This window comes from Cryobacterium sp. Sr3 (assembly GCF_004402835.1).
GTDB classification, from domain to species: Bacteria; Actinomycetota; Actinomycetes; order Actinomycetales; family Microbacteriaceae; genus Cryobacterium; species Cryobacterium sandaracinum.
This window is the reverse complement of record NZ_SOFA01000038.1, coordinates 155,525-172,533: the sequence shown is the minus strand read 5'-3', so window position 1 is coordinate 172,533 and position 17,009 is coordinate 155,525. Positions and strand designations below refer to the sequence as shown.

General features: G+C 68.7%; 18 protein-coding genes. 5 read left to right on the top strand and 13 right to left on the bottom strand.

What is annotated here, in order from left to right; genetic code table 11:
* Window positions 1-38 precede the first annotated feature (38 nt).
* Window positions 39-1,319: a solute carrier family 23 protein gene (locus E3N94_RS12320; protein WP_134400810.1), complete on the top strand. Its 1,281-nt coding sequence runs from the start codon at window positions 39-41 to the stop codon at window positions 1,317-1,319.
* A gap of 265 nt (window positions 1,320-1,584) precedes the next feature.
* On the opposite strand, the gene E3N94_RS12315 is transcribed toward E3N94_RS12320, so the two are convergent.
* The 3 genes from E3N94_RS12315 to E3N94_RS12305 form a co-directional block, all read right to left on the bottom strand.
* Window positions 1,585-1,914 (bottom strand): peptidase, encoded by a 330-nt coding sequence (locus tag E3N94_RS12315; protein ID WP_134374666.1) that lies wholly within the window; start codon window positions 1,912-1,914, stop codon window positions 1,585-1,587.
* Entirely contained in the window at window positions 1,911-3,113 is a 1,203-nt protein-coding gene (locus E3N94_RS12310; RefSeq protein WP_134374668.1) for an inorganic phosphate transporter, read from the bottom strand. The genes E3N94_RS12315 and E3N94_RS12310 overlap by 4 nt, the downstream gene beginning before the upstream one ends.
* Before the next feature lie 89 nt (window positions 3,114-3,202).
* Window positions 3,203-3,676 (bottom strand): 8-oxo-dGTP diphosphatase, encoded by a 474-nt coding sequence (locus E3N94_RS12305; protein ID WP_134570314.1) that lies wholly within the window; start codon window positions 3,674-3,676, stop codon window positions 3,203-3,205.
* Window positions 3,677-3,737: 61 nt separating this feature from the next.
* Here E3N94_RS12305 and E3N94_RS12300 point away from each other — a divergent pair, with 61 nt between their 5' ends.
* A complete protein-coding gene (locus E3N94_RS12300) occupies window positions 3,738-3,992 on the top strand; it encodes a mycoredoxin (protein WP_104101065.1) in 255 nt (84 codons plus the stop codon).
* Between the two features lie 89 nt (window positions 3,993-4,081).
* Here E3N94_RS12300 and E3N94_RS12295 read toward each other — a convergent pair whose 3' ends face one another.
* The 5 genes from E3N94_RS12295 to E3N94_RS16635 form a co-directional block, all read right to left on the bottom strand.
* Entirely contained in the window at window positions 4,082-5,110 is a 1,029-nt protein-coding gene (locus tag E3N94_RS12295; RefSeq protein ID WP_104101064.1) for a 6-phosphofructokinase, read from the bottom strand.
* A gap of 112 nt (window positions 5,111-5,222) precedes the next feature.
* Window positions 5,223-7,403, bottom strand: a complete 2,181-nt coding sequence (locus tag E3N94_RS12290; protein WP_134342072.1) for a DEAD/DEAH box helicase — start codon at window positions 7,401-7,403, stop codon at window positions 5,223-5,225.
* Window positions 7,404-7,607: 204 nt separating this feature from the next.
* A complete protein-coding gene (locus E3N94_RS12285; protein WP_104169961.1) occupies window positions 7,608-7,943 on the bottom strand; it encodes a DUF6804 family protein in 336 nt (111 codons plus the stop codon).
* Entirely contained in the window at window positions 7,943-9,082 is a 1,140-nt protein-coding gene (locus tag E3N94_RS12280) for a DUF2207 domain-containing protein (RefSeq protein WP_166790109.1), read from the bottom strand. The genes E3N94_RS12285 and E3N94_RS12280 overlap by 1 nt, the downstream gene beginning before the upstream one ends.
* On the bottom strand, window positions 9,079-9,291 hold the full coding sequence (locus tag E3N94_RS16635) for a hypothetical protein (RefSeq protein WP_166790108.1): 213 nt from the start codon (window positions 9,289-9,291) through the stop codon (window positions 9,079-9,081). The genes E3N94_RS12280 and E3N94_RS16635 overlap by 4 nt, the downstream gene beginning before the upstream one ends.
* 89 nt (window positions 9,292-9,380) lie before the next feature.
* On the opposite strand from E3N94_RS16635, the gene E3N94_RS12275 reads away from it, so the two are divergent.
* Window positions 9,381-9,659 (top strand): metal-sensitive transcriptional regulator, encoded by a 279-nt coding sequence (locus E3N94_RS12275; protein ID WP_104101060.1) that lies wholly within the window; start codon window positions 9,381-9,383, stop codon window positions 9,657-9,659.
* Between the two features lie 107 nt (window positions 9,660-9,766).
* Complete coding sequence (locus E3N94_RS16630; protein WP_158252085.1) at window positions 9,767-9,934, top strand: hypothetical protein; 168 nt, start codon at window positions 9,767-9,769, stop codon at window positions 9,932-9,934.
* A 671-nt stretch (window positions 9,935-10,605) separates the two neighbouring features.
* Here E3N94_RS16630 and E3N94_RS12270 read toward each other — a convergent pair.
* Window positions 10,606-12,165 (bottom strand): SDR family oxidoreductase, encoded by a 1,560-nt coding sequence (locus E3N94_RS12270; protein ID WP_134570312.1) that lies wholly within the window; start codon window positions 12,163-12,165, stop codon window positions 10,606-10,608.
* A gap of 134 nt (window positions 12,166-12,299) precedes the next feature.
* Here E3N94_RS12270 and E3N94_RS12265 point away from each other — a divergent pair, with 134 nt between their 5' ends.
* On the top strand, window positions 12,300-13,160 hold the full coding sequence (locus tag E3N94_RS12265; protein WP_134570311.1) for a hypothetical protein: 861 nt from the start codon (window positions 12,300-12,302) through the stop codon (window positions 13,158-13,160).
* A 91-nt stretch (window positions 13,161-13,251) separates the two neighbouring features.
* Here E3N94_RS12265 and E3N94_RS16760 read toward each other — a convergent pair whose 3' ends face one another.
* From E3N94_RS16760 to nudC, 4 genes are read right to left on the bottom strand one after another with little or no spacing between them, the layout of a single operon-like run.
* Window positions 13,252-13,503: a hypothetical protein gene (locus E3N94_RS16760; RefSeq protein WP_174776133.1), complete on the bottom strand. Its 252-nt coding sequence runs from the start codon at window positions 13,501-13,503 to the stop codon at window positions 13,252-13,254.
* A gap of 9 nt (window positions 13,504-13,512) precedes the next feature.
* A complete protein-coding gene (locus E3N94_RS12255) occupies window positions 13,513-14,253 on the bottom strand; it encodes an SGNH/GDSL hydrolase family protein (protein ID WP_134570310.1) in 741 nt (246 codons plus the stop codon).
* 25 nt (window positions 14,254-14,278) lie between these two features.
* Window positions 14,279-15,994, bottom strand: a complete 1,716-nt coding sequence (locus E3N94_RS12250; RefSeq protein WP_104101055.1) for an ATP-dependent helicase — start codon at window positions 15,992-15,994, stop codon at window positions 14,279-14,281.
* Window positions 15,985-16,953 carry an NAD(+) diphosphatase gene (gene nudC / locus E3N94_RS12245; protein WP_134570309.1) on the bottom strand — a complete coding sequence of 323 codons (969 nt, stop codon included), beginning with the start codon at window positions 16,951-16,953 and terminating at the stop codon, window positions 15,985-15,987. The genes E3N94_RS12250 and nudC overlap by 10 nt, the downstream gene beginning before the upstream one ends.
* Window positions 16,954-17,009 lie beyond the last annotated feature (56 nt).

The window sequence follows — 17,009 nt, the reverse complement described above, 5'->3', positions numbered from 1 at the left end:
ACCATCGGGATTACGTACGACACGGAAACGAGAAACACATGGCTCTGCCCTGGACCCTGCACGGTGACGGAAAAACGGTCGGAGCCACGGATGTCGTCGGCCCCGGCGAGCGCCTGAACTGGCCGCTGACCATCGGGATCGGCACCCAGCACGTCATCGCCATGTTCGGTGCCACGTTCCTGGTACCGCTGCTCACGGGCTTCCCACCCAGCACGACGCTGCTCTTCTCGGGCATCGGCACCCTGCTTTTCCTGGTAATCACGCGCAACAAGCTGCCCAGTTACCTCGGCTCCTCGTTCGCCTTCATCGCGCCGATCACCGCCGCGACCGCGAGCGCGGGCATGGGCAGCGCCCTGTTCGGCATCATCGTCGTCGGCCTACTCCTGGCCCTGATCGGCGTGATCGTGCAGCTCACCGGCACCGGCTGGATCGACGCATTGATGCCGCCCGTCGTCTCCGGGGCCATCGTCGCCCTGATCGGCCTCAACCTGGCTCCCGTCGCCAAGTCGAACTTCGAGCTGGCCCCGCTCACCGCGCTGATCACCCTGCTCGCCGTGATCCTCTCGACCGTGGTGTTCCGCGGCATCCTGGGCCGGCTGTCCATCTTCATCGGCGTGATCGTGGGCTATGTGGCCGCCGTGGTGGCCGGCGAGGTCGACTTCAGCGGGGTGGGCGAGGCTGCCTGGATCGGCCTGCCCCAGTTCACCGCGGCGATGAACCCGTTCGCGGATCCGTCCGCCGCCCTCGGCGTGCTGCCGGCGTTCCTGCCGGTCGTGCTCGTGCTGGTGGCCGAGAATGTGGGCCACATCAAGGGCGTTGCCCAGATGACGAATGTGACGGTGAACCGCTTCACGGGTCGCGCCCTGATGGCCGACGGTCTGGCCACGATGCTCGCCGGCTTCAGCGGCGGATCGGGCACCACCACCTATGGCGAGAACATCGGCGTCATGGCGGCCACCCGCATCTACTCCACGGCCGCCTACTGGGTCGCGGGCATCACCGCGGTGCTGCTCGGACTCTCCCCCAAGATCGGTGCGGTCATCAACACGATCCCGGCGGGGGTGCTCGGCGGCGTCACCACGGCCCTCTACGGCCTGATCGGCATCATCGGCGTGAAGATCTGGCTCGACAACAAGGTCGACTTCAGCAAGCCGGTCAACCAGTTCACCGCGGCCACCGCGCTGATCATCGGCATCGCCGACTACACCTTCACGGCCGGCAGCCTCAGCTTCAACGGCATCGCGCTCGGCACGGTCGCCGCCATCGTGATCTACCACCTGATGACGTGGGTGGCCCGGGTGCGCGGCACCGCACGGTAGCATCCGCGGCCCTCTGCAGCGCCGCAGGTACTGGCTCGCGGCGCATGTCCTGGCTCGCGGCGCACCGTCTACCGTGCGCCCAGCTCCACAGGGTGCGCCGCCAGCCTGACGGACCAGGTCGCGCAGTCATCCGGCGTTGCGAGCGTGCAGCGCCGTTCCGCACGTGGCGTGCCACCAGCGCAGCGGCGCAGCTACCGCGCGGCAACCGAGAGCGCCCGTTACGGCACGGAACGCTGCGAGGGAAGCGGAACAGGGACGCAGCGGGTCAGCGGTGCAGGGCCGGCACAATCAGGTAGACACCGTAGAGCACGGCCGCGCTACAGAGCACGAAACAGGCGTAGGCGCCCATCAGGGCGACCTGCTTCTGCAGAGGGCTCAGTGGGCCGGCGGCGGCCTTGCGCGCGCGCTTGGCCTCCTTGGCCGCACGCTTGGGGGTGAGCACGGTGATGGCTCCCGTGAATTCGGCCGGTTCGACCACGGGTACACGGCCGGAGGTGGTGAGCAACCGCAGCCCGAGCGAATACAGGCCCACCACGACCGCGGACGAGAGGAGCGAAGCGAGCGCGACGACGAGGAACGCAGACCAATCGATCACAGCGCGACCTTCTTCTGATCCTTGCGAGAGGCCGTGCGGGAGGCCTTGCGGGGGGTCTTCCGGATCTTCACGACCCGCCCGGCGTCGTCGATGTCGTGCAGGTTGTCGTGCGTGACCCGGCTCTGGCGGGACCGGCGAAACAGCACGGCGATGACGAGGGAACCGATCACCAGGTCGAGCACGATGCCCATCGGTCCGATCAGGGCGAGTCCGGCCGCGAAGGCACCCATGATGGCCGCCGCCGGCAGGGTGAGCACCCAGCCGAGCGCGATCTGGCCGGCCATCCCCCAGCGCACGGTCGAGCCGCGGCGGCCCAGGCCCGAGCCGATCACCGACCCGGACGCGACCTGCGTGGTGGAGAGCGCGAAGCCGAGTTGGCTGGACGCGAGGATGGTGGCCGCGGTGCTGGTCTCCGCAGCGAAGCCCTGGGCCGGCTTGATGTCGGTGAGGCCGCGACCCATGGTCCGGATGATTCGCCAGCCGCCGGTGTACGTGCCGATCGCGATCGCGATCGCGCAGGTGGTGATGACCCACAGCTGCGGGCCGGTGCCCACGTCCTGCATCCCGCCGGCGATCAGGGTGAGGGTGATGACGCCCATGGTCTTCTGGGCGTCATTGGTGCCGTGTGCGAGGGCAACGAGCGACGAGGAGATGATCTGCGCGTAGCGGAAGCCGCCCCGGCCATCCGCCTTGCCGGAATCCCGCCGGGTGATGAAGTAGGCGAGCCTGGTGGCGAGGTAGGCGACGATGCCCACCGTGAGCGGGGCGATCAGTGCCGGCAGGATGACCTTGGCCAGCACGACGTCGTAGGCGACCGCCTGCGAGCCGACGCCGATGATCGTCGCGCCGATGAGTCCGCCGAACAGGGCGTGGCTCGAGCTGGACGGCAGGCCACGCAGCCAGGTGATGAGGTTCCAAACGATGGCGCCGATCAGGCCCGCGAAGATGATCTCGGGAGTGATCTGAACTCCGGCGTCATCCTTGTTGATGATGCCGCCGGAAATGGTCCTGGCGACCTCGGTGGAGAGGAAAGCCCCGACCAGGTTCAGAATGGCGGCGAGTCCCACCGCGACCTTCGGGCGCATGGCGCCGGTCGCGATGGGGGTTGCCATCGCGTTCGCGGTGTCGTGGAAGCCGTTGGTGAAGTCGAAAATCAGTGCGAGCGCAATCACAAGCGCAACGATCAGGGTGAAATCCACCGGCGTCTTCCTCTGAGTGTACGACAGCCGGGGTTATCTCAAGCTGCACCGCTGTGATAAGCCTGACACTCCCGGGGAAGCAGGTCAATTCAAACCGGGTCGACCACCGTGGCCAAGTCGGGACCGAAGGTGTAGGTGGCCCGCACCGGAATGCCGGCGAGCACCCCCGGCAGCCAGTGCCGGGCGTCGTCCCACATTTCGTCCACCGGTAGCGCGGCCACGTCGAACCAGACCGGGTTCAGCTCGTCGGACTCGCGCGGGGTGCCGCTCCACTGCGTGCAGACGAACACGCTCGATTCCTGGCTCCAGGCCTCCCGGTGCGGAAACAGGTAGGTCAGCAGACCCAACGGGGTCAGGGCGGATGCCGCCACGACCAGGCCGGACTCCTCCTTGATCTCCCGCATCATCGCCTCCACGGCCGACTCCCCCGGCTCGAGCTTGCCGCCGAGGCCGACGATGTTGCCCCGGCCCAGTCCTTTCTTCTTGCGGCCGAGCAGCACCTGCAGGTCCCCCGATGGAGAACGCCGGGTGAGGTAGCCCACGCAGACCTGAGGAAGAGACATGAACCAATGGTAACGAGGTACGGTCCTGCTCCCGTTCAGGCCGGTTTGTTAGGATCCAAGTATGAACTTTGTGCCGGAATCCGGAACCATAACCATGTTCACGACGACCTGGTGCGGCTATTGCACCCGCCTGAAGACCCAGTTGGTCAAGGCCGGCATCGCCTACACCGAGATCAACGTGGAGGAGGTCGACGGCACGTCCGAGCTGGTGATGAGCCTGAACAACGGCAACCGCACGGTTCCGACAGTCCTCTTTCCGGACGGCTCCAGCGCGACGAACCCGTCGCTGGCGCAGGTTCAGGCCAAACTCGCCTGAGTCGGTCCCGGAACGCACGAAGGGGTCCCGGTTGAACCTCCGCCAATCGGCGGAAATCGATCCGGATCCCCTCAGCGCTTGGTGCGGGTTTAGCCGAACAGCACCGCGGCCTCGTCGTAGCGCGCCTGCGGCACGGTCTTTAGACCGATGGTCGCTTCCGCGATGCTGACGATTTCCATGTCGGTGCCTCGCAGGGAAACCATGGAGCCCCACTGGCCGGCGTAGACGGCGTCGACGGCCGCCATGCCGAGGCGGGTGGCGAGCACCCGGTCATAGGCCGACGGAGCGCCGCCGCGCTGGGTGTGGCCGAGGACGGTGGCGCGGGATTCGATGCCCGTGCGCTCCTCGATCATCGGGGCGATCATCTCGCTGATGCCGCCGAGGCGGGGGCGGTTGAACGCGTCGAGGCCCTTGGTCGAGAGCGCCTCCTCCATGCCGGCGAGCTTGAAGCCCTCGGAGACGACGAGCACGGGTGCGCGGCCGCGGTCGCGCACGTGCATGACCCAGTCGCAGATCTGCTCGATGGTCTGGGGCTGCTCCGGGATCAGGATGGCGTGGGCGCCGCCGGCCATGCCGGAGTGCAGGGCGATCCAACCCACGTGGCGGCCCATGACCTCGACGATCATGCAGCGGCCGTGGGATTCGGCCGTGGTGCGCAGTCGGTCGATGGCCTCGGTGGCGATCTCGACGGCGGTGTTGAAGCCGAATGAGTAATCGGTGGCTTCGAGGTCGTTGTCGATGGTCTTGGGAACGCCGACGATCTGGAGTCCGGCATCCGTCAGTCGGCGTGCCGCGGTGAGGGTGCCCTCGCCGCCGATGGCGATAATCGCGTCGATTCCTTCCGCGTCCATCGTCTTCTGAATGTTAATGGGGCCGCCGTTTTCACCCTCGAACGGGTTCGTGCGGGAGCTGCCGAGGATGGTGCCACCCTGACGGGAGAGACCGCGCACGCTGTGCCGGTCCAGAGTCATAAAGTCGCCCTCGACCAGGCCTTTCCATCCGTTGCGAATGCCGACGAATTCGGCATCGAGGACGCGGATGCCTTTAAGGACGGAACCGCGAATAACCGCGTTCAGGCCGGGGCAGTCTCCGCCGCTGGTGAGGATACCAATTTTCATTTGTCGTTGCTCCTTGTTGCACAAGTGATCAGATTGGCGCCCACACCGCCGCCACTCAATGATGGACCCCAAACGAGGCCCGGTTCAAATCCACGCCGGTGAGGGGCGCGTTCTACAACTCCCCGTCGAGTGCCAGGGTCAGCAGGTAGATCAGGGCGCTGGCCTGCACGGAATCGGCGGACGAGATCTCGTCGACGGCGCCGTCCAGGGCGCGGGCCGCGAGGCCCTGCTTGCTGCCGATGAGTTCGGCGATGCGCGCGTCAATGGTGTGGGCGGCGATGATCCGCCACGCGGTGACCGGCTCGTCCTGGCCGATGCGGTGCACCCGGTCGATGGCCTGTGTCTGCTCGGCGGCAGTCCAGCTGAGCTCGGCGAGCACGACGTTGGAGGCGGCCTGGAGGTTGACGCCGACTCCGGCGGCAGAGAGGGAACAGACCACCACGGCCACCCCCTGGTCATCGTTGAAGGAGTCGATGGCGGCCTGGCGGGCCAGTGCGCTTTGGTCGCCGCGCAGGGAGACCGTGCGCAGGCCGCGCTTGGCGAAGATGTCCTCGGCGGCATCCATCACGTCGATGTGCTTGGCGAAGAAGACGACCTTGCCCACCGAGTGCGCCAGCTGCACGGCGTAGTCTGCCGCGAGGGCGGCCTTGGCCTGGCCGATCTTGCGCACCATGGTGAAGACGTTCTCACCGGTCGTCTGCCCCTTCGACTCCTCGAGTTCGGCGTGGGCAACCGCGCGGATGAACGCGGCTCGCTGCTCTCCCTCGAGGACGGGCGGCGTCTGGCCCGGATGGCGGGCGGCGACGAGGGAGTGGTACCGGGTGACCAGGCGGGCGGCGAGCTCCCGCTCGGCCTGGCGGATGGAGCGGCCGAGGTCGTCGTCCAGCTCGACCGGGATGTCCGCGATGCGCTTGGCCGGCAGGTCGGCGGCGACGTCGACCTTGCGGCGGCGCACGATGCCGAGGTCGATCACCGCGGCACGCGCGGCGCTGTAGAACCCGGAGTCGGCCGGGGTCAGCCCGATCGCTTCGAGCTTCTGCATGAGTCTGGGGGCCGGCTTGTCGCCGTCGAGCCAACCGAGGAACTGCCAGATCGCCCGGAAGTCGTCGACGTCGTTGATCAGCGGGGTTCCGGTCAGAGCCATCAGCAGCGGGTTGCCGCCGGGCGTGCGGCGCCGGATCTGCTCAGCCAGGGCCAGCACGTGCTTGGAGCGCTGCGACTGCAGGTTCTTGATGAAGTGCGCCTCGTCGACGACCATGCCCTTGAAGCCCAGGGTGCCCAGCCAGGTGCGGTGCCGGTCGAGCACGTCGTAGTTGACGATGACCACATCGGCGAAGGCGTCGAGCGTGTCGCCGTCGCCGTGGATGACGGTGGCCCGGCGGTTCGGCGTCCACAGTGCGACCTCGCGCACCCAGTTCATCTTGACGACGTTGGGAACGATGGCCAACAGCGGGTAGGCCCCGCTGACGGATGCCGCGAGCAGGCTCTGCGCCGTCTTCCCGAGCCCCGGCTCGTCGGCAAGCAGGTAGCTGCGGTGGCCCAGGCGCGCGCTTTCGACGAACCGGGCCTGGTGGCGCATCAGCTCCATGCCGCGAGGCGAGAGCCGGTCGACGCGGGGTGCCTCGGGCAGGTCCATGCTGGCGGCCTGACCGCCGGAACCATACTCGAAGGATTTGAACAGCGGGCCGATGAGTTCCCAGTTGGCCAGGCGACGGCCGGAGACGACCGGCTGGGCCGTCGCGGCGCTGAAATCGGGCGCGAGGAACGGGTTGGCGAGCTGGCGAGCCTTGACCGACTGAGGGATGACCTGGTTGACCGGAATTTCCGGCTTGGCCTCGGCCTCGCGGGTGATGATCAGTTCGTCGGGGGTGAGTTCGGCGCCGGACTCAAGCAGCCAGTCGCGGCGGAACCGCTGCGCGACCGTGGACACGCCGGCATCCGGTTCCAGCAGGGTGATCAGGCTGGTGTCGCGGGCCGCGGTCTTCGCCAGGATCTGGGCGATGCCGTCAAGGCGTTTCAGCAGTTCCGCGCGGTTCGCGTCGGTGAGGTCCTTGTCGCCCTTGACCCGGGCACGTTCCTCGCGCATGAGCAGCGCGATGACCTGGTACTTGGTGCGGTTGGTCGGGCCCAGCTTGGCGCCGACCTGCGCCTTCGCCTCCACCTCGCGCACCTTGCGGGCGAGGATGGGAATGATGGGGGCGTCATCGTCGCGGGAACGAGGTCGCTGCCGAGCGCGACCTTCGGCGGCAACACGGTTGTTCGAACCGGCGGCCTGGTGGCGGGTGTAAGCCATTCTTCTCCAACTTCACAGCAGCACAGCAGACAAAGGCCGTGCTCGACGTGGTGCGGCATCCGTGGACACCGGTGCGATCGATACGTCGAAGCCTGAATCGAGCAACGTGCCAACCCTATTTGCGCCACCGGCATTTGGGATGCAGCGGCGCGGTCAAGACGGTAATCGGGCTTTTTCGACGCAAATATAGTCTACGCCCGCTGGTCAATCCCGATGCACCGGCACCTTGGTGACGACCCCGACGAGGATGAAGACCAGCGCGGCGATGAACTGGGCGGACACCCAGCCCCGGCCGGACAGGTCGATGACCACGATCGGGTTCCAGAGCACCGCGATCGGCACGAGACCGATCAACCACAGCCAGGCCTTCGCCTGGATAGCGAAGACGCAGAGGATCATCGCGAGGATGCTGACCGCGTAACGGATGATGATGAAACTTTCGGAGTCCAGCAGCGCGAGCCCGCCGAGCAGGATGACCGCCCCGAGCAGACCGGGGGCCAGAGCGGAACGTGTGACTGTGGGTTCGACCGGGGTGCCCATCAGACGCCTCCTCCTCCGCCGCCGCCTCCACCGCCGACCGAGCCACCTCCACCCGAACCGGAAATGGAGGAACTCGACGCGCTTCCCGACCAGGAGGCCGAGGTGGAGCTCGTGAACGAGCTCAACCCGGCGGCGAACCAGACTGGGTTGAACGGAGCGAACCCAGCGTACCAGTCCGGCTGCGCGTCACTCCGGGCGTAGTGGTCACCGAGAACCTGGGCCCACTCCTTCTCCTGACCGAACAGCACCGCGAACGGCAGCAGGTGCTCATAGAGCTTCAGCACCTGCCCCGGCTGCCCCGGATCGGGCAGGCCGAGAACGGATGCCGGGTCCGGCCGGTAGGGCGACCTCAGCGCTCCCTCGGGGCTCTGCAGCACTCGCAGCCGTTCGGCCTGGGCTATATCGATGTACAGCTTCACGCCGACCAGAGTCAGAATGCCGGTGAGCACAGGGCCGACGAGCAGCCAACGGGGCAGCCGGCCACCCTTCCTCTCCCGCAGCCCGTCGGCCAGCACCTGCTCGGTGACCGCCTGGAGCTGCTTGGCCAGCCCGGCGCCCAGCTTGGTGTCCTTCGTCTTGAGGTCGCGGCTCGTGCCCGCGTGCAGCCCCGGGAACAGCAGCCGGAACACCGCCTGCTCGGCCGGGTCGAGGTCTCTGGTGTGCAGCAGCTCGAGCAGGTAGTGCTTTGTGCCCTCCCCCTCCAGGACCCGCACATTGCCACGCACAGCGAAGCTGAGCAACTGGGCGGTCATGGCCTTGGTGCTCGTGCGCATCACGTTTCCCGCCATGAGCAGGTTGACGCCCTGCGGCCACAGGTTGATGCCCTGCGGCCGCAGGTACTCGGCGACGACGGTCGGCCGACCCGGTGCGTTCCGCCAGCGGGTGGCCCGGGAGGCGACGGCGAGACCGGCGCCGAGCAGGCCGATCAGGGCCGCTGCGAGGCCGATACCCGGGAACGGGTTCGCCGTGAACGACTGGTCGCGGGGCACGAAGGTGCCGGGCTCGAACCCGACGGCCGGAGTGCGCCCCTCGGCCGGGCCGAGTGCCCCGGCGGTGACGTCGAGCGTGACGTCGACCTGTTCGTAGGTGATGACATAGATCTGCGCGCCATGCACGAAGACATCGGTGGCGATCGTCACCGGCGCGGGCTGTTGCGCACCACGAACAGGCTGGAGAACGCCATCGCTGCGGCGGAGATCAACGGGTTGATCAGGTCGAACACGGCCAGCGGCAGCGCCGCCCCGCCGTAGCAGAAGGTGCAGAAGGTGCAGAAGGTGCAGAAGGTGCAGATTAGGGTACCCCTGATCACGCGCAGGGTGCGTCGGGACAGCCGGATGACGTTGGGCATGGTGCCAGGTGGTCGCACACGATGGTGACGTCGCTGGCAGACGACAGAATACCCCTTCGGGGTATGTGAAATCGCGATACTGTAGACCCATGATTGACGACATCAAACGGCGTGCCCTGCACCGTGCCCGCATCCTCGAGGGTCAGATGCGTGGTTTGGAGAAGATGATCGAGAACGAGGATTACTGCATCGACATCCTCACGCAGTCCCTGTCAATCCAGAAGTCGCTCGGCTCGCTCAACAAGCTCCTGGTGGACAATCACCTGCAAACCCACGTGACCGAGATGTTCGAGGCCGGGGGCGAGGCTCGGGGGACCGCCATCGCGGAGCTGCTCAAGGTCTTCGAACTCAACAACAACCGAGGCTGAAGCCGGCAGCACCCGCCGCGTTGACATCACCGGTGGAATCAATTAGCGTCTCTGAATGCTCCAAATCCGGGCATCGGTCGTTCCCCCGAGACGAATTGGTTTTCCCATTGACTTCAGAATCTGCATCCCTGCCTAACCTTCCCGGCCACACCGAACACCACGACATCACGAATCTGGTCGGCGAATACCGCCAGCGCCAGCTCAATCTCTTCCGTGAGCGCCAGCTGGAACTCGAGCCCGACGAGCAGATCTCTGCGCACCTTCCCACGCACTAGCCACTGCGCCCGAGCCACTGCTTAGACTCGCCCCACATCAGATCTGCTGGATCGGCATCGCGTTGCTCGCAACTTTTCCATGGTGCCTCGCCGTGACCGCACCGGCCCCTGAGTGAGTCCTCATCGCTTCGCGGCGTCGCGCGCCCACGATCGGGTCCGACGGCACCGCGTGCACGCGGGTCATCACCGGCGAGGCGGCGAGTGCCCTGGTCAAGGCCCGAGCCGCACGAGTCATGCGGCGCCTCCAGCGATCACCGTTTGGTATCCGGCAGATGGTGTGGCCAACTCAGGAGATCCGCTCGGGGCATGCCGGGCATCCGCGCTGGTTCCGCACTAGTCTGCGGCGGCTGGCGGACCCAGGCGGCGGATGTCCTGAGTTGGCCACACGCGCGGGCTCAGCCGGGCCTGACCGACGAAAGCGTTCGGGGCGCCAGAATCGCCGTCGACTCCGTTCGGGCTGAGTGGCCCCAGGGCCTCGGACTCGGAAAACCGGGCGGTTGGAACGCGGTTTCATACCGCGTCGAGGGCCCGGTCAGGTCAGGGCCCGGTCAGGTCAGGGCCCGGTCAGGTCAGGGCCCGGTCAGGTCAGGGCCCGGTCAGGTCAGGGCCCGGTCGGGTCAGAGCCCGGTCAGGTCAGAGCCCGGTCAGGTCAACCTCGGTGAACTCACCGCTCAGGCGGCGCGCTCGGCGACCGGCCGGCCCGATCCGGGGGCATCCGGGGCAGTCGTGGCGTTCGCGTTCGTCACGGCCACCTCCACGGCAGCCTCCCCTACGGCGGCCGCCGTGATCCGGTTGGCCATGCCGGTGAAGATGACGCCGTGGAAGGGCAGGATCGCGAACCAGTACAGCCGACCGCCCAGTCCCCGTGGGAAGAAGACGGCGCGCTGACGGTACACGGAGCCGCCGCCCGGCGCCGGATCCGCCGTCATCTCCAGCCACGCCCGGCCGGGAACGCGCATCTCGGCACGGAGACGCAGGAACCGGCCGGTGTCGATGCGTTCGACCCGCCAGAAGTCCAGCACGTCGCCCGTATGCAGGTGGTCGGGGTTACGACGGCCGCGGCGCAGGCCGACCCCGCCGACGAGCTTGTCCATCCAGCCGCGGATGGCCCAGGCCAGCGGGAATGAGTACCAGCCGTTGTCACCGCCGATGCTCTCGATCACGCGCCACAGGGCTTCCGGCTTCGCTGCGGTGTGCTTTTCCTTGAGGTCGGTGTAGACGAGGTGCCCGGCCCATTCGGGGTCGCTGGGCAGCGGGTTGCTCGACGCGCCCGCGATCGACGCGTTCCGCCAGCTGGTCTCGACGTCGCCGTCGCGCATGCGGCCGAGGGCCAGGCGCACGGCGGTGCGATACCCGGTGAGACCCTCTTTCGGCTGGGGAATGTACTGGTCGATGTCGCGCTCGTGAACCACACAGTCGTTCTGCAGACTTGCGATGATCGGCACGGCCAGGCTGCGCGGGATGGGCGTGACCAAATTGACCCACTGCGATGCGAGCCAGGGCGTGAACACGGGCAGGGACGCGATGGGGCGCTGGCGCAGGCCGGCCTCGAGGGCGTACCCGTTCATCATCTGGCCGTAACGCAGCACGTCGGGGCCGCCGATGTCGAAGGTGCGGTTGACGTCGGCGGGAAGCTCCGCCGACGCGACGAGGTAGTAGAGCACGTCACGCACGGCGATCGGCTGGATCTTGTTGCGCACCCACTGCGGCGCCGGCATGTACGGCAAAACGTCGGTCAGGTGCCGGATCATCTCGAACGACGTGGAGCCGGACCCGATGACCACCCCGGCCTGGAGGGCTGCTGTCGGCACACCGGACGCCACCAGAATGCGGCCGACCTCTGCCCGGGAGCGCAGGTGCTGGGACAGCTCCTCGGTGTCCGGGTGCAGCCCGCCCAGGTAGACGATGCGGGAGACGCCGGCCGCGGCGGCGGCCGTAGCCACATTCGTGGCCGCGAGGCGTTCCGTGCTCTCGAAGTCGCCGCGGGTGCCCATCGAGTGCACCAGGTAGTAGAGCATATCGACCCCGGTGACGGCGGATCGCACACTGGCCAGGTCCCCGAGGTCACCCTCGGCGACCTCCACCTGTTCGACCCACGGGACATCCTTCAGCTTCTGGGGTGTGCGCACGAGCACGCGCACGACGTAGCCGGCTTCCAGCAGCAGGGGAACGAGCCGGCCGCCGATATACCCGGTAGCGCCGGTCACAAGTACACGTCGTTGCGTCGTCATAGCGAAAGCCTAGGGGCGGATGCTGGACTGACGCCGAGGATCGGGCAAACGGCCGCGCCGTGCCGAGCTGCGGCTGTGGGCCAGGGCTGTGGATGACTCGCGCGGGCGCGCGCAGAGTGCGGCATCATCGCCGAATGACACTCCGACTCGATCCCCGGTATCCGGTCGTCTGGCGCTCGCCCGACATCATCCAGGTCGGCGTCGACCGCCCGTTGGTCGTGATCACCGCCCTGAGCCCGGGACTCGAGCGGGTGCTCGCGGCCCTGTTCGTGGGGGTGCCCCGCTCCGGAGCACTGATGATCGGGCGGGAGGGCGGGGCCTCCGACGAGGCCATCCTGGCGCTGCTCCGCGCCCTGCGGCCGGCTCTTCTGGTCACCGCCGAGAATGTTCCGGGCCCGGCCCGGATGCCCGAACCGGTCGCCGTGGCACCGCCGCCCAGAATCTGCGTCGACGGGTGCGGGCTCACGGCGGACCTGATCCGCACCCTGATCGGCACCCTGGGTCTGACTCTGGCCAAGACCGACGACCCCGGCACCGGGCTGGCCGTGGTCCTGGGTCACTACGCCCTGGAACCGGAGCGGCACGGGCGCTGGCTGCGCCGGGACATCCCGCACCTGCCCGTGGTCTTCAGCGACAGCGAGGTGCGGATCGGACCCCTGGTCGAGCCGGGGGTCGGCCCCTGCCTGTACTGCCTAGAGCTGGCGCACATGGATTCCGACCCGTCGTGGGCCGCTCTGGCCTGCCAGCTGCTCAGCCGCCGGGCACCCACGGAGACCCCGCGGGCCGGCATCGATGTGGCCGCCCTCGTCGCCGGGATCGGCCACGACCGGCTGGTCCTCGGGCGGTCCACCCTCACGGAGAGCGCGCTCATCTTCGACGTGGCGTCCGGCACCCTCAAACGTCGTGGCTACCGGCCGCATGAGTCGTGCGGCTGCCGCACCGTTCCCGGGAACGTGACCGCGCTGCCCGGGGCCGGGCGCCCCGTCCGCGACTGACCGGACAGGTCCAGGTCAGACCCGGTCGCAGACCGGGTCCCAGATCAGGCTCGGGCGAGCCGGATGCCCCGCTCCAGCCCCACGACCAGGGTCAGGTCGAGCAGCGGCCGGGCTTTGGCCCAGCCGCCCTCGCCGTGCAGCAGGTAGTTGCCCTCCACCACCACGAGGCGCCGGCGTTCAGCCGGGCGACCAGCGCCTCCCCCACGGTCGACTTTCCCGATCCCGGGGCGCCGGCCAGGCCGACGAGGGTGCGCGAGCCGGCATCCGTCGCCTGCCGGGTGCGTTCGAGTTCGACCGCCCGGACGACCGCGACAACCTCGTCCAGGCTACGGAGCAGGGCCATCAGGTGCTCTCAGCCGACCGGGCGGTCGAGTCGGAGGCCGGGCGCGGAGTCGAAGACGAACCGGGCCCAGAGGCGGTAGCCGAGCGCGCTCGGGTGGAACTCGTCGCTGGCGAAGAAGCCCTCGACGTAGGGCGGCGGGGTCGGGATCGCGACGACCCCGTCGAGACCCTCGACGGCCAGGCGGGCGCCGGTGTCGAGGCTCGCGGCGTGCCGCGCGAGGGTGGCGCGCAGGGGTTCGGGCAGCAGCGCGAAGCGGTCGAAGCGCGGCATCAGCGACACGAGCACGGCCGCCTGCGGCGCCGCGGCCCGCAGGGCGAGCACGATTCGACGCACATCGTTCGTGAAGGCGTTTCGGGAGCGCAGCCCCAGCGCATCGTTCGCGCCGATGGTCAGCAGGGCCAGGTCGAAGGGCACGGCGGCGGCGTCCGTCAGGAAGTGCTCGCGCACGTCCCGGGCCGTGGCGCCGTTCTCACCGATCGCCCGCCAGGTGCTGCCGCGGCCCCAGCGCTCGGCCACCTCGTGGGCGATCCAGCCAGGCAGGGCCTCGCTTTGGGTCTCGGCGCCCACGCCGGCGGCGGTCGAGTCGCCGAGCACGAGGATGCGCAGCGGGTCGGGGCCGGGCCGGGAACCGGTCCACGGGAGGGCGGCGTCGGGCAACCGGGGCGTGTCGCGGCGCAGCCGGCGTGCCTGCGTCACCAGTAACGGCGCGTAGGGCACCGCAGCCAGGCGGGTGAACGGAAAAGTGGGCACGCCCCGAGGCTACCCCGCGCCGGTCTCAGGAGCCGCGGGCGGCGGGCGCACGCACGCCGCGGGCGCCGATCTCGGACAGGAACCGGGAACGCTCTCTGGGGCTGCGCTGCTGGTGGCCCGCAGCAGACCAGCTCAGGGACAGCCGTTTGCGTGCCCGGGTGATGCCCACGTAGAGCAGCCGGCGTTCCTCGTCGATCTGCTCGAAGGTGCCTGCGTAGCTGATCGGCACGAGTCCCTCGGACAGACCGATCAGGAAGACGGCGTCCCATTCGAGGCCCTTCGCCGAGTGCAGCGTCGCCAGGGTCACCGCGGACACCGTGGGTTCGTGCTGGCCGGCCTGGCGCTCCATCAGCTCGTCGGTGAACTGGCGGAATGTGGTCTCCGGGGCTGCCTGGTCGACGAGGCCCATGATCGCGTTAAGCGACTCCCACCGGTCGCGCACCGCGCCCTGGGCCTCCGGCGCACTCTGGCTCCAGCCGAGGGAGCGCAGCACGTCACTGACGGATTTGAACAGCGGTTCGCCGATGATCGAGACGGATGCCGCGCGCAGCTGCATCACCGCCTGCTTGACCTCGGCCAGGTCGAAGAAGCGCTTCGACCCGCGGATCTGGTAGCTCACCCCGACGTCGCCGAGGGCAGTTTCGAGGAAGGCGGCCTGCACGTTCACCCGGAACAGCACGGCGATGTCCTCCGGGCGGGTGCCGCCCTCGATCAGCTCGACGATGTTCTGGGCGACGCCGCGGGCCTCGGCCATGTCGTTCGGGTATTCGCGCACACCCGGCTCGGTGCCGATTTCGCTGGCGTGGGCGCGCAGGGTGAGGGCGCCGGTCCGCCCGCGCATGAGCTGGTTGGCCGTGGCGACGATCGACCCCGTCGACCGGTAGTTCTGCTCGAGGCGCACGACGGTGGCGTCCTCCCACCGCTTGGGAAAGTCGAGCAGGTAGTCGCTGCGGGCGCCCGCGAAGGAGTAGATGGTCTGGCTGGCGTCCCCGACGACGCAGAGGTCGCGGCGCTGGCCCAGCCAGAGCGAGAGCAGGTCGTGCTGAAGCGGGGAGACGTCCTGGTATTCGTCGACGACGAAGAAACGGTACTGCTCGCGCACCTGTAGGGCGACGGATGGCTCGGCCTCGATCATCCCGGCCATCGCCAGGAGCACATCCTCGAAGTCGATCTGCTTGCGGTCGTCCTTGAGGCGCTCGTAGGACTCCATCATGGCCAGCACCTGGTCCACGTCGAGCCGGCCGGGCAGGCTGCGCTTGGCGATGCCGGCCCCATACGCCTCAATGCCGATTCCGGAGGTCTTTCGCCACTCGATCTCCGCGGCCAGGTCGCGCAGGGTGGCCGTGTCCAGCTTGAGCTTCAGGGTTTCGGCGGCGTGCCCGAGCAGACGGCCCTTGCCGTCGAGGATGCGGGGCGCCTGGCCGCCGACGACGTGCGGCCAGAAATAGTTCAGCTGCGACAGGGCCGCCGAGTGGAACGTGCGGGCGGCGACGCCCCCGGCGCCGAGTTGGCGCAGCCGGCCGCGCAGCTCCGCGGCGGCGCGCGCCGTGAAGGTGAGGGCCATCACCCGGTTCGGCGAGTACGCGCCGGTCATCACGCCGTAGGCGATGCGGTGGGTGATGGCCCGGGTCTTGCCGGTGCCGGCGCCGGCGAGCATGCACACCGGACCCACGAGCGCCTCGGCCGCCACCCGCTGCTGGTCGTCGAGGCCGGCCAGCAGGGAACCGGCGGTCAGCGCCATCCGTGCACCTTGTCGGGGCCGAAGTCGAGAGGTTCGCCGAGCCAGTGCTCGATGATCGCCCGGGCGATCGAGGAACGGCCGGGCAGGATGATGACGTCGCCGGAGGCCCGTAGCTCGTCGCGGCTGAACCAGCGCAGGTCGAGGATCTCCTCCCCGTCGGGGAGCAGGGCCGCCGGAGCCTGGCCGTCGGCGAGCCGGGCCGTGAAGCCGAACATGATCGAGGCCGGGAACGGCCACGGCTGGGAGCCGAGGTAGACCGGGTCGGCCACGCGCAGGCCGGATTCCTCGAACATCTCCCGGATGACGGCCGCCTCGAGCGACTCGCCCGGTTCGACGAAACCGGCCAGGAGCGAGTAGCGGTTGCCCTCCCAGAGGGCGTTCGAGCCGAGCAGGATGCGGTCGTCGGCGTCGGTGATCAGCACGATCACGGCCGGGTCGGTGCGCGGGAACACCTGGCCGCCGCAGTCGGGGCAGCGCCTCGTCCAACCGGCGTTCTCGATCAGGGTGGCCGTGCCGCAGCGCGGGCAGTGGGCGTGGGAGTCGTGCCAGTTCACGACGCCGAGCGTCTCGGTGAACAGTCCCGCGTCGCGGTCGGACAGGGTGGTCGCCACAGGGCGCAGGGACACCCAGAGGGACTCGTCGGGTTCGAGCGCCAGGGCCTCCTCGTCGGTCAGCACGGCCGCGACCAGCGGGGTGCCCACGGGCTCCGGCGCATCTTCGGCCAGGGAACGGCCGAGGTAGAGCCGGAACTCGCCGGCGGGAACTCGGTCGGGAGCCAGCAGGCGCAGTCGGGCGGGGGCGGCGGCCTCCATCAGCGCGGAGCCTCGCCACAGCACGAGCAGGCGCGTGCTGGCATCCGTCTGCAGCGTGTTGAGCAACCCGGGGGTGGCCCGCGCCTCGCCGTCACGGTCGACCGCGTGACGGGAAAGCGGCAGACGGGAGGTGAACGCAAACGACATGGTGCTCCTCGGTCTCGGACAGACTGCCGAAGTTGTGTCGAGGCGTGGCGAACAAC